The 13,123-nt window shown below is 47.2% G+C and carries 10 protein-coding genes; 2 read left to right on the top strand and 8 right to left on the bottom strand.

All coding sequences use genetic code 11. The annotated features are described in order from the left end of the window. Nucleotides 1-1,336: 1,336 nt before the first annotated feature. Both dnaJ and LZZ85_RS08805 read right to left on the bottom strand, forming a co-directional pair. Nucleotides 1,337-2,500 carry a molecular chaperone DnaJ gene (dnaJ, locus tag LZZ85_RS08810; protein WP_237870724.1) on the bottom strand — a complete coding sequence of 388 codons (1,164 nt, stop codon included), beginning with the start codon at nucleotides 2,498-2,500 and terminating at the stop codon, nucleotides 1,337-1,339. Between the two features lie 52 nt (nucleotides 2,501-2,552). Further along, nucleotides 2,553-3,095, bottom strand: a complete 543-nt coding sequence (locus LZZ85_RS08805) for a nucleotide exchange factor GrpE (protein ID WP_237870723.1) — start codon at nucleotides 3,093-3,095, stop codon at nucleotides 2,553-2,555. A gap of 245 nt (nucleotides 3,096-3,340) precedes the next feature. Between LZZ85_RS08805 and LZZ85_RS08800 the strand changes: the two genes are divergently transcribed. Beyond that, nucleotides 3,341-4,513 carry a class I SAM-dependent rRNA methyltransferase gene (locus tag LZZ85_RS08800; RefSeq protein WP_237870722.1) on the top strand — a complete coding sequence of 391 codons (1,173 nt, stop codon included), beginning with the start codon at nucleotides 3,341-3,343 and terminating at the stop codon, nucleotides 4,511-4,513. A 94-nt stretch (nucleotides 4,514-4,607) separates the two neighbouring features. Here the strand turns inward: LZZ85_RS08800 and LZZ85_RS08795 are convergent, their stop codons facing one another. The 4 genes from LZZ85_RS08795 to LZZ85_RS28590 all read right to left on the bottom strand — a co-directional run bounded on the left by LZZ85_RS08795 (nucleotide 4,608) and on the right by LZZ85_RS28590 (nucleotide 10,993). Next, nucleotides 4,608-4,874: a T9SS type A sorting domain-containing protein gene (locus tag LZZ85_RS08795; protein WP_237870721.1), complete on the bottom strand. Its 267-nt coding sequence runs from the start codon at nucleotides 4,872-4,874 to the stop codon at nucleotides 4,608-4,610. 211 nt (nucleotides 4,875-5,085) lie between these two features. After that, nucleotides 5,086-5,556, bottom strand: coding sequence for a redoxin domain-containing protein (locus tag LZZ85_RS08790; protein ID WP_237870720.1), 471 nt, complete (start codon nucleotides 5,554-5,556; stop codon nucleotides 5,086-5,088). 91 nt (nucleotides 5,557-5,647) lie between these two features. Continuing rightward, entirely contained in the window at nucleotides 5,648-6,670 is a 1,023-nt protein-coding gene (locus tag LZZ85_RS08785; protein ID WP_237870719.1) for a PorP/SprF family type IX secretion system membrane protein, read from the bottom strand. Between the two features lie 9 nt (nucleotides 6,671-6,679). After that, nucleotides 6,680-10,993, bottom strand: coding sequence for a PKD domain-containing protein (locus LZZ85_RS28590; protein ID WP_284698424.1), 4,314 nt, complete (start codon nucleotides 10,991-10,993; stop codon nucleotides 6,680-6,682). Nucleotides 10,994-11,107: 114 nt separating this feature from the next. Between LZZ85_RS28590 and LZZ85_RS08765 the strand changes: the two genes are divergently transcribed. Then, nucleotides 11,108-11,290 (top strand): hypothetical protein, encoded by a 183-nt coding sequence (locus LZZ85_RS08765; RefSeq protein WP_237870717.1) that lies wholly within the window; start codon nucleotides 11,108-11,110, stop codon nucleotides 11,288-11,290. A 66-nt stretch (nucleotides 11,291-11,356) separates the two neighbouring features. On the opposite strand, the gene LZZ85_RS08760 is transcribed toward LZZ85_RS08765, so the two are convergent. Then, nucleotides 11,357-11,776 (bottom strand): hypothetical protein, encoded by a 420-nt coding sequence (locus LZZ85_RS08760; RefSeq protein ID WP_237870715.1) that lies wholly within the window; start codon nucleotides 11,774-11,776, stop codon nucleotides 11,357-11,359. Between the two features lie 114 nt (nucleotides 11,777-11,890). Then, nucleotides 11,891-12,514 (bottom strand): DinB family protein, encoded by a 624-nt coding sequence (locus LZZ85_RS08755; protein WP_237870713.1) that lies wholly within the window; start codon nucleotides 12,512-12,514, stop codon nucleotides 11,891-11,893. Between the last annotated feature and the right edge of the window lie 609 nt (nucleotides 12,515-13,123).

Raw genomic sequence — 13,123 nt, 5'->3', positions numbered from 1 at the left:
TGCCTTGATGCAAAAAAAGTAACAAAAAAAGATCAAGGCTGGGAAAAAATGGCTAAAAATGGGAGGATGTCACCTGCACCAAAAAAAACTCGCCGGAGGAGTGTTTGGGATTGATTGGCGTGCTGGCTCAGACAGTTTTTTGGCGCCTTCGCACGCCTGCGGTGTGGCTCAGACGGTGCCAGCCTCCCATTTTCTTAACGCCATTTTTTCCAAGGCCGGGGGCGTTGAGAGAGGAGGATTCGGTTGCGAGGAATATTCGTTATAACTCAGTAGCTGTTTCATAATTTGAAAATGGTACTCTTTCTATTCTATACGTTTGTAATAAGAGAACAGAAAACCTGCCAGAACCGTATGGTTACAATCCTGTCGAGGCCTTCTGCCCGCTTTAAGAGCGGCGGCCTAGCGCAAATGGCGTTAAAAAAATATGGGCGTAACCGACGAGCCGAAGGCGAGGGCGCTAAAATATTGTCTGAGCCAACACGCCAATCAACCCCAAATCCTCCTCCGGCGAGTTTATTTTAGTGCCAGGAGCAGCCCATAATTTTTAGCCCCCGCATCGAGTGCGGGGCTGGCTATTTGCGCGTAGCCTTGATCTTTTTTTGTTACTTTTTTTGCATCAAGGCAAAAAAAGTAAACAGAGTCTTCGACTCCCGTCGAAAAAAAGGCCCTTGCCCCTCCGGCAAAAAAATGTAAACAGAGTCTCCTAAACAAGGAAGATCGGTTGCGAGGAATATTCGTTGTATCTCCGTTGCGCTATCACAAATTGACGCGTTGCTATTCCTGACAACAGAAAACAAAACTTGCAAGAACCGTTAGGCAACATTTATGTAAAGGCATCCTGCCTGCTTTAAGAGCGGCGGCCTAGCGCAAATGGCGTTAAGAAAATTATGGGCGTAACCGACGAGCCGAAGGCGAGGGCGCTAAAATATTGTCTGAGCCAACACGCCACTCAATTCCAAAACCCTCCTCCGGCGAGTTTATTTTAGTGCCAGGTGCAGCCCATAATTTTTAGCCCCCGCATCGAGTGCGGGGCTGGCTATTTGCGCGTAGCCTTGATCTTTTTTTGTTACTTTTTTTGCATCAAGGCAAAAAAAGTAAACGGAGTCTTCGACCTCCCCGTCGAAATAAAAGCGCCCTTGCCCGTCCGGCAATGTAAACAGAGTCTTTCGACCTCCCGTCGAAAACAAGAGCCCTTGCCCCTCCGGCAAAAAACTAAAAGGAGCCCTCGACGCTCCCCCGTCGAAAAAAACACCTTGCCCAACAACCTAACCCCGCCTTTGGCAACCCACACCATAAAAAAGGCCGCAGTAAAAACTGCGGCCTTTTCTTCATCTCTTTATGAAAATATCTCCCTCACTTTATCAAAGAAGCTCTTTTCATTCTTATCTGGCTGGGGCTTGAAATTTTCTGATTGTGATAATTTCTCCAGCATCGATTTCTCTTCTGCTGTCATTGTCTGTGGCGTCCACACATTCACGTGTATGAGCTGATCGCCTTTCTCGTATGAGTTCACCGCAGGAAATCCTTTTCCTTTCAACCGGAATACTTTGCCGCTCTGGGTACCGGGGGGTATCTTGATCTTTGCTCTGCCATCGATGGTGGGCACTTCTACCTGGATACCAAATGCTGCTTCCGGGAAAGATATATGCAGATCAAACGCCACGTTCAGATCCTGGCGTTGCAGTTCCTTATGTTGTTCTTCTTCGATCACAACGATCAGATCGCCATTCATACCACCTCTTTCGCCTGCATTTCCTCTGCCGCTAACACTCAGCTGCATGCCTTCTGCGACGCCTGCCGGGATATCAATGCTCACTGTCTCTTCCGCAAATACTCTTCCTTCACCTTTACAGTTGCCGCATTTGGCCGTGATGGTGCTGCCTTCGCCGTTACAGGTAGGGCAGGTACTTACAGTTTGCATCTGGCCAAGGAAAGTATTCTGCACTTTTCTTACCTGACCACTTCCGCCACAGGTCTGACAGCTTTGCACACTGCCTTTATCTTTTGCTCCGCTTCCGCTGCAGACATTACAGGAAACGTATTTTTTTACTTTGATATTCTTGGTCACGCCTTTCGCGATCTCTTCGTAAGTAAGCTTCAGTTTTACACGAAGGTTGCTGCCACGAACGCCTCTCGGGCGCTGACCGCCGCCACGGCGTTGCCCGCCACCGAAGAAACTGCCAAATACATCATCGCCGAAAATATCTCCAAACTGGCTGAAGATATCATCCATATTCATATTGCCTCCATTGAAGCCACCGCGGCCTCCGGCTCCTCCAACACCGGCATGACCAAACCGGTCATACTGCGCTTTCTTGTCGGAGTCACTCAGAACTTCATAGGCTTCCGCCGCTTCCTTGAACTTTTCTTCCGCAGCTTTATCGCCGGGATTGCGGTCAGGGTGAAATTGCATAGCCACCTTGCGGTATGCTTTTTTGATCTCATCTGCAGACGCAGATTTTGACACACCCAGTACTTCGTAATAGTCTCTTTTGCTCATTGTGATCTTGTAAAATAGAACATGCAAAAATGCATGGATGATGGCGGATGTTTTATTTGCCCACTACAACTTTTGCATGGCGAATGATCTTATCATTCAGATAATAGCCTTTCACTACTTCGTCCACCACTTTGCCTTTTAATTCTTCAGTAGGAGCGGGTATTTCTGTGATCGCTTCATGCAGGTCTGCATCAAAGTCCTTACCGATCGTTTCCATCGGTTTAAGGCCTTTCGAGTGCAGTGTATTACGAAGTTTGTTGAATACCAGTGATACACCTTCCTGAACCTGTTTATCGTCAGATTTATCGAGTTGTTTTTGTGCCCGGTCTGAATCATCGAGTACATCGAGCATGTCCTTGATTACTTCCCGGCCTGCCGTCTGAATGGTCTCGATCCTCTCTTTCGCGCTTCTGCGGCGGAAGTTATCGAACTCAGCCACCAGGCGGACATATTTGTCTTTACTGGCATCCAGTTCTGCTTTCAATTTTTCAAGCTCAGAATCGCCAATCGATTGATTATCATCGGTATTGATATCCACTCCGCTATTTTCCTCCGGAGTTTGATTCACTTGATCTTGTACGTCTTTTTCTGCCATTTTTTACAAATTGTTTGCAAAGGTAAGCTAGTCAAGAATATTGCCAAGGGAAGGATTGGGACAAATTGGCCGTTTCTGGTTGGGGAGACTGCAACTTTGTTCGTTGCCGTTGTCGGTTGGCCGTTGGCCGACAAGTGACAGCCAGCCGGAAGATCGTTTGATGACTGTTAACCTATCTTCGAATTTCACGATTTCTTTCAGCCATCGGTCATCGATCATCGGCCATCTCTTACCTTTGCAGGCTTATGCACAAAGTATTTCTAAAGCGCAAGATAGCACCCCGCATCGCGAACGGGCACCCCTGGATATTCGCCAATGAGGTGGAAAAAACGGAGGGAGATTTTGAAGGGGGCGATACCGTTGAGGTGTTTACACATGATAAAAAATTTGTTGGCAAGGGATATATCAACCCGAAGTCGCAAATCCTTGTACGACTGCTGACCAGGCAGAAAAACGAAGAGATCAATGCGGAGTTCTTTCTTCGCCGCATCCGTGAATGCTGGGAATACCGTCAGAAGATTGGCTATACCGAAAACTGCCGCCTGGTTTTTGGCGAAGCGGATGGATTGCCACAATGCATTATTGATAAGTTTAATGACTATCTGGTGATCCAGACCATCGCATTGGGTATCGACAAGTGGAAACCTGCCATAGTGGATGCACTGAACACCATTTTCCAACCGAAAGGGATCTATGAAAGAAATGATGTGCCGGTTCGGGAATTGGAAGGATTGACCCAGCAAAAAGGATTTCTTTCGGCGCCTTTTGACCCGAAGATCATCATTAATGAAAACGGACTTAAGTTTCATGTAGATATAGAGAACGGACAAAAGACGGGTTATTTCCTTGATCAGCAGGATAACCGCCGTGCGATCCGTCATATCGTAAAAGATGCGGATGTTCTCGGTGCGTTCACTTACACAGGAACATTCGAAATTCATGCGGCTCATTACGGTGCGAAATCCGTACTTGGTCTTGATATTTCTGAAAATGCCGTCGCACAGGCAAACCGGAACGCCGCGCTGAATGGGCTGGAGAACATTGTCCGTTTCGAGGCGGCCAACGCATTCGATGTGCTGAAGCAATGGGGAAAAGACAATAGACAATACGATGTGGTAATGCTTGACCCGCCAGCGTTCACCAAAAGCCGTGAGACCATTCAGAAAGCGATCACCGGTTATAAAGAGATCAACCTGCGTGGTATGAAGCTGATCAAACCCGGAGGATTCCTGGTCACTTCATCCTGCACCAACCTTGTAAATCCTGAATTATTCCTCCAGATCATTGACATGGCCGCAAAAGATGCCCGTCGCAAGATCCGGCAGGTGACGTTCAAAGCACAGTCTTCGGACCATCCGATCATCTGGGGAATGGACAATACCGAGTATCTGAAGTTTCTGATTGTGCAGGTGCAATAAAGGGTTTAATAGTTTAAAAGTTTAAGGGTTTAAAAGTTTAATGTTAGCACTGAGGCAACCATTAGACTTTTAAACCCTTAAACTTTTAAACTACTTATTGCGTCACCTGGAACTTACCCGACTCAACGATCTTTCCCGCTGCATCAGTAAGGTGGTAGATATACATTCCACGGTTATAGTCATTCAGCGTAACTGTTGTTTTCTCAGTTACGGTCTGACCTTCATACATTTTTTTACCCAAAAAACTATAGATCGTGATGGTGCGGCCTTTCTGCTGGTCCTTATCAAAATCGAAAGTGATATAAGACTTGGCAGGGTTGGGATACAACTTTACGATCTTTCCCGGCAGCTGCTCTGTCATTGGCCCCCGATTGTTCTGGGCACTGACCTGAGCAGCGGCGAAAAGCATGACGGTTAATATGGATAGAATTCGCTTCAACGAAACAAATTTACTTTTATTTTCCAATAATATACCGTTTTTGGCATTCCTGCAACGTAATTGTACGTGAAAATATACTTTATTGAAAAATAGTTAGTTACGAGTTAAATTAAAATGTATTTAACAAAATTTTTTACTGAAGTTCTGCAAGGATTTTATCGATCTGGGTAAAATCCGGGACTTCGCCGGCATTTTCCAACACTTCTGCATATTGGACTACACCATTCCCGTCAATCACGAATGCCGCTCTTTTTGAGACGCCGTGCATGTCAAGCACCCAATTCTCATAAATGCATCCATAGGCGCGGGATGTTTCTTTATTAAAATCGCTCAACAAAGGGAAATTATACTGCTGCGTTTCTTTGAACTGCGCAAGCGTGAAAACCGAGTCAACAGAAATGCCGAAAACTTTTGCCCTGGCATTGCTGTAGAGTGCAATATTGTCTCTCACACCGCACAGTTCTTTAGTACAGACACTTGTGAATGCCTGCGGAAAAAACAACAGCAGCACGTTACTGCCTTTCTGATCTGCCAGGGATACCTGTTTTTTAGTTTCGTCATATAAAGTGAAGTCGGGAGCTTTCTGACCTTTAGTGATACTCATGATGAAATTTTTATAAAGATAGGGGGATTGGACCACGGACGGCAGACAGCCGTTCAATGAACAAGTCCTTATCCACGGTCTGCGGTACGCCTCAAAACTTTGGACACTTCACTGCATTCAAACTCGCATTATTCCTGTCAAGCGATTTGATAAAAGAAACAGACAGTTCGATCCCTCCACGTCCATAACTGCTTGTCCGCAATTTTGATACATTCACATCATAACTTAATGCGAAGGAAAATGGCATGTAGTCAAGCTTGATCACAGGGATCAGCGCATCATTCAGCCTGAGGTAAGTGCCTGCATGAAGGACATAGTCCGGATTATCCGGATCCCCGCCGATCTTCAGCCCGTACATCGCACCGCCAATAGTTTCAGCATAACGGCCCTGACGCGAGTGATCTGCCTGAATGGTAAGGTATGCATACTCAGATACGCCAAACCGGAGGCCTCCGGAGAACACCCATTTCGGATTGAGTTCTATGGATGGATCACGGTAAAATGATTGATTGGGCCTTGTGAAATGATGATACGCAGCGCCGAGATAAAAATTATTCTCCGGGTTATCTTTAAGCGTGGCATTATAGCTCATGCCTACCGCTCCATCCAGGTAGGAGAAACGTGTATTGGTCAGCGGCTCTCCGTCTCCGAGACCATCGTACTGACTGTTGGTGGTCATTTTTGCGCGGTCAAAATAACGTTGCACCCAGCCTCCCATAAAGCCGATAGACAGATACCGGTTATGATCAGCGCTTACTGATTTATGGTAGGTAAGCGCGGGAAATGCCTGGATGGTCGTCCACCCGATCGTGCCTGCCCTGTCATAAAGCAACTGAACACCGGTAGTAACAAAATCATCTCCTTTACCTACCGGTAAACGGTATTCTCCATTCAGCGAAGCTGTTTTATAAGCATTGGTCACACTGTTCCACTGATCTCTGAACACGGCCTGCGCGCGGATATCACCGGTAAAAATGCCAGCCAGCGCAGGATTGCGCTGAAGCGGAGCTTCAAAGAATTGTGAGAAATGTACATCCTGCCCTTTCGCCGTAAAAAATCCTGCGCAGGCGAACAGGCAAAGCCCTACAACACGGATCCTGTATTTCCTGTTCATACGCATGTTTTAAAGTATAAGGGCGATATCGCCGGATAATTTGATCATTTCCCCGTTATCACATTGTATTTCTATCTGGTAAACATATACATCGGGTTGAGCACGGTTGCCCCTGAACCGGCCGTCCCAGCCGGCATTTGCATCATTTGCGGCAAAGCTCCTGTTCTCGAATACTACTTCTCCCCAGCGATTGAATACGCGCATTGACCGGATGAGGTACAGGCCTCTTCCCCTGGGATAGAACCGGTCATTGTTTCCATCGCCATTAGGGGAGAATGTATTTGGTATATAGAAATTGGCATCCTTACAGATCACCACCACTTCTATCGTACCTGTATTCCTGCAACCATTGATGTCGCTGAATGCAACCTGGTAGGTTGTTGTAGATCTGGGTGATGCAACAGGTCTGGGGCAATTGGAACAGCTTAATGCATAAGGCGGTGTCCAGTTCCACTGATTTACTCCGGCGGAATAAGACGCGGGAATTGTGTCGGCAAAGCCAACGGCAATGGTCATTTGCCCTGGCATGGTGATGGTAGGCAGCGGATAGACGGTGAGATTTCTTGTGGCAGTATCAATACATCCGTCACTATTGGTCGCATACGCAAACACCGTATAGCTACCTGTCTGGAACGTTTGCGCAGGAGGATTCTGGACATTGGAAGTGTTCCCGTTAGGAAAGTTCCATTGCCAGGTGACCACTGACGTATCGGGCTGTAAGAATATTCCGGAGTAACGGATCGAATCATAGATACAGGATGTACTGTCTCCGGAAATCGCAATATCGGGTCTTGCAATCACCCGCACCCCCATTGTTTTGGTATAACTGTTCACGCAACCACTTTGTGTTGACGTTGTAAGAGTAATAGTATAACTGCCGGGTGTACTATAATAATGGGAGGGCTGTTGTTCTGTGGATGTGCCTCCGTCTCCAAAATTCCATGAATAGGAGGTGATGGGCTCACTGGATGTTGTAGAGTCGGTAAAGTTTACAAGCCCGGCATCGCATAGCACTGAATCGGATACGCCAAACAGTGGATTCGCGCCCCTGATCCGGATGGAGTCAATTCCCGTAACAGGGATAACACAACCGGGAGGATCGAGCAGCACTACCTTAGGCAGATAATTTCCGAAAGACTGGTAGACATGCGAGATATTTGGTGTGTTTGACTGGCTGGTCCCATCTCCGAAATCCCAGAAATAGGACTGGGTGGACACGGGCCCTGCTGCAGAGAAATCTATCTGTAAAGGATTGCAGCCCTGCAGTGGTGTATAATTGAACCGAAGACCTGCTGTGTCAAGTACCGTGATCGTTACAAACGCCGAGTCATAACAATTTCCTATCGCTTTCATCAAAAGTCTCACACGGTACGTTCCCGGAGTCGAGTAAAAGTGGATAGGATCCTGGATCCCGGAGTTTCCTTCTCCCGGTCCGAAGTCCCAGAATGATTCGACTCCACCAACCGATGTATTTGTGAATTGAACCTCCAGCGGCACGCAGGCGCTGAAAGAATCGCTCACCAAAAAACTTGCACGGGGCCGGATCACGTTCACATAATCAACAAGCGAATCAACGCACCCAGAAGAATCCGTTGAAATAAGTTTCACTGCATAACGACCCGTATCAGCATAAGCATGAAAGGGATTATATAATGCGGAAGTATTACCGTCGCCAAAATCCCAGAAACTGCTGAAAGGTGTAGGAGTTGTGGTGTTGACAAACGAGATCCTCCCTCCCGGGCAACTGGTTGGGGATGACATTGTAAAAGAAATAGCAGGTTTGGTTGTAATGATATAGTTTATACGGGTAATGCTATCTGAGCATCCTATGGCATCTCTGACGGAAAGTTTGACCGTGAATGTATCGCTCAGAGAATACGTATGTAAAAACGGAGCACCGGTAAATGTTTGAGTAGTTCCGTCTCCAAAATCCCAGGTCCAGCTGGTAATGGCATGTGTTCCATCGGTCAGGGATTGATCGGTGAATGAGATAGGACTGCCAGTACATCCGCCGGGAGGTTGGGCAACGAAATCTGCGGTCGGTCCGTTCACCCGGATAAAAGCAGTTTTTACCAGCGTGTCCCTGCAGGTATTTAGATCTATGGCGATCAGGGTTACATTATAGGTCCCGGCGTTGGAATAAGCATGAGAGATCGGCGCATTGCTGTTGCTGAATTGCTGGGTCCCATCACCAAACAGCCATAAAAACCCGATCGTTACAGCCGGATCAACGTTTACCGGCGTAAGCGTTACCTGAGCACCCTTGCATAGCTCATTGACATCGGCGGTAAAATCCGGCATCTGGTTGATCAATGATATAGAACGCTCATACGAATTTGAACATGTTCCGTTTGTAACCGTAAGTTTTACAATATAGGTTCCAAGTGAGGGAAATACATGCGTCGGATTCTGCAGATTTGAAGTAGTTCCATCGCCAAATTCCCATAACCAGGTTTGTGGCAGGGTCGATTGATCAGTAAATGTGACGGAAAGCCGGTTGCCACAATCAGGAAGCGAAGAGAATCTTGCAATAGGAGGAAGGATATGGATGTAATTAGCTTTGATCATTGTATCGCTGCACCCGCTATTGGTGGCGATCAGCTGAACACTAAAATACCCGGCTTCTTTATACAAATAAGAAGGGTTCGGATCGGCAGAAGCATTCCCATCACCAAAACTCCAGAACAATTCTGTGAATGGAGCAGATAAATTGGTGAAATTGATCCTTTCCGTTGCACACGCTTCAAGAGGAGTTGCCGTAAAGTCTGCAACAGGCTTGGAGCCGACAACTACTGACTGGTTAAAGATCGCACTGTCATTACAGCCTGTTGAAGTTGTAAAATAGAGCTTTACTGTATAAGTACCCTGTGCTGTATAGATATTTGTAGGTTGCTGAAGCGTGGAAGTATTCCCGTCTCCAAAATCCCAGTTATAGGAGACGATCGCATCAACTGCATTAATGACGGGAGTAGGAGAGAACGTATAAGGAATGCAACCTCGTGCCGGAAGCTGGGGAACAGTTATCTGAGGACGTTGCAGTCGTACCAAAGCAGGTCTTGTCAAGGTATCGCTGCACCCCGCACTATTAGTAACGATCAGCGTTACTGTGTAGTCTCCATGACCATTATATGTATGCGTAGGATTCTGAACAGCCGAAGTCGAATTATCTCCGAAATCCCATGACCAGCTCACTGCTCCCGTTGAAAGGTCCTGGAATGTAGTGGTCAGCGACTGCTGGCAGGTTCCTGTCCCTGTGGCATTAAAATCTGCAACAGGTGGGGTTACGACGCTAATTTGCCTGCTGACTGAATCAATGCAATTGCCATAGTAATTATATAACCAGATAGTATACGTACCTGCTATTGCATAGCTATGCACCGGCATGCTGTCGTTCGAGAAAGTGCCGTCACCAAAAGACCAGCGGACGCTGTCCGGTGAAGGCGAAGAAGTATTGGTAAATGTAGTTGCTGTTCCCGGGCAAACAGAGGCCTCCGACTGAAATGAGCTGTTGAATCCGCCGACAGCAACACTGGTGCGTACCGTGTCCTGGCAACCAGCACTACTGGTAGCCACCATTGTAACCGGGTAGTTGCCGGTATTTGTGAACAGATGCGAAGGGGAGATCGTGGCAGAGGTACCCCCATCACTAAAATCCCACTGATAGGAGATCGTTCCGGGACCTGTTGTCGTATTATTGAATTGTATCGTTGCCGGTGCTGCGCATGCGATCGCGGGAACAGGGGTAAACGATGCAACAACGCCCGGGGTAACTGTGATGTAACTGCTTCTGCCGAGAATGCGGCTGCAACCTTTATCATCTGTCACTTTAAGCGTCACTGCAAAGTTTCCGGCTATCGGGTATACTGCAGACGGGTTTTGCAAAGTGGAGGTAACTCCGTTTCCAAAGTCCCACAACCAGCTGACGATGGAGCCACCACCGGCAGCAGTCGACAGATCGGTAAACTGGGTTCTGAGGGGAAAGCAACCAGTTTGCTGGCTGACCGAAAAGTTGACGACAGGCGGCGCAAAGACGGTAATGTACTGTGTCCGGGTCAGCGTATTGGTCCCGGTCGCATTTGTAACAGTAAGTCTGACCGTGTAAGTGCCTGGAGTAAAATAAGTTGCCTGCGGGTTCTGCTGAGACGAAACACTTCCATTCCCAAGGTCCCATGACCATGACGCGGGGGAGCCGGAGGAAAGATCCTGGAACTGTACGATCAGAGGCGAACATCCGCTGAGGGCATTGGCCGTGAAGTTTGCAGAAGGTGTTTGCGCAAATACACAACAACTTGCAAGCAAAGCAAGCCCAAAAGTGCAAAGCATCTTCGGCAAGACAGTAAGTGGTAGTTTTCTCAGTAGAGAATAGTTTAGGCGGACAGAAATGAAAATAGCAAAAACTATTCCTATAAGTGTAACTATCTAAATTATACCCTCCGGATGGTATTCAAAATAACAGGAAGTGTACTGGCGCAGCCCGGTCCGCCAATGTCGTTAAGCGAAGGATTTGTGCTGGATTTGACCGATGGCCGGGCTCCGCAGTTTGATAATTCACAAAAAAACAACTATCTCCTTCCAAGGGAGAATTTAATAAGCACAAGAGATATCCTGTTTGTTGTTTGATTTCGGTCATCGGTCATCGGTCATCGGTCATCGGCCATCGACCAGATCTTTTGCATTCATACAGGTTCATTTTTTGTCCAGTCGAAGATATTTTTCGATACCCGACTCAGTTTGAGAGGCCATTACATAACTAAGGCTGTGCTGGTAGATGCGCCAGGTACCATTGATCTTTCCGATCGCTTCAGCCGGGTTGGAGAAATCAGCTGTGATATCCATTGTCTCAGGGTTGCCTTCCCAGGTCCCTTTGTTTTCAATGGCACCGTTAATGATCGCATCAACAGTATAATCGCGGTTGAACTGGAATGAGTAGTCGGAGAACTGGCTGGTGATCGTGTCTTTGGCCTCAATGAACCGGGTGACCTTCCACTGGCCGTCGCTCATCACGGAGAGCACGAAGTTTTCTTTTTGCTTGTCAATTATTTTTTTGCAGCCCGTTGATGCTAGTAACAGGAAAGCCATGACCGTCAGGGTTAGCAGGTTTTTCATCGTTGGAGTTTGAACCCAAGATAAACAGATGCCCGGATCGGTGCAAACGTAGTATTGCCATTTGATATGTGGAAAATCCCTTCCGGCAAACGGTTTACCGGGAGGCAATGTATATCAGGAACCGGGAAACATGCTGTGATTCATGATCTCCCTGATCTGCTGAAGGTGATAGTTTGAATGGCTAAGCATAATCAGCAGCAACTGATAGCAGTCAATGTTGCCGATTTCCGTCTGAACAACATGATTCCGAAAGTTTTCCGTTGTATTCCGGATATACTTCGCCTGGCTGGTCCGGGTAATTTTGAAAGATTCCAGTGCAAGCGCGGCTGATGGCCAGTTGAACGCATATGATCCTGTAGTGGCGTCTGGGAAAAGATCATGTCCGGTAGTGGAAGCAAGTTCCAGTAGCCGGCTATCGGAATAGTGGACGTCCAGCCGTTCATTTAGCGGAGCCGGGCTTTTCATGGCCAGCTGAAGTTTTTCATCCATCGCCTTTTCCGTAATGGCCAGGTGATAAATATGCTCCTGGATGCTTGAACTGTGATCCGGCGGGTGAAAGCTAAGTTGTTGCGGGGATAATTTATTCAACGAACTGATCAGCTCATTCCGCGACTTTTTCAATTGTCCCACACAAAACTTCCGCTCTTCAGCCGACAAAGTCATATTCCCGGGTGTGCCCGCCATACCAGTTATGACCAGTAGCGCAAGCAAAAGGCGTCCTTTTGTTCTTTGAAGCATGATCAGGTGGTTTACAATCGTGTTATTAAATATAAGGAAAAAGCGGGAGAGGACGGATCGCAAACTGTTTAAACAGCCACGTCTAGCTACAAGGTCTTCTCTCATTCGGGGTGTTACGATTTTTGGAAGCCCAGTCAGGCTCCGCCTTTCTGGACAAATTCCTGTTCGTAGCAATAATGCCGGAAGACAGGAGCCAGATCAAGTGCAAAAACGGTATCGGGTTTAAAACACGGCCATATCAGACCGTTTTGCCGGCTGATCAGGCGTACTTTTCAGGAGAGAGAAAAACTTCTTAATGGCTCTATCCTTCCTTGTTCCTCCGTTCATCTTCCGTTCATTCAGCATAAAATAACGGAGGGCGAACGAAGGGTGAACGGACAGATAAGCTCCCAGAACAGGATAAGCAATGGTAAGAAAGAGGCTACTTCCTGGGCTCCGGCAGGATTAACGGTTTTGGGACATGGGGTAAGAAAACTGACAATCGGGAACTTGAGCTGTGAGGACCATTCATGGATCATCTTTAAAATCCGGGATGGAATTCTTTGGCTTATGTTACCGGTCGTTTATTCACCGCGATACTTCCGTTATTTTCCCGGAAGATCCTGTCTT

Origin of the sequence: Terrimonas ginsenosidimutans, from assembly GCF_022012415.1 — a bacterium.
GTDB classification, from domain to species: Bacteria; Bacteroidota; Bacteroidia; order Chitinophagales; family Chitinophagaceae; genus Terrimonas_A; species Terrimonas_A ginsenosidimutans.
This window is presented reverse-complemented; position numbering and strand designations above follow the sequence as displayed.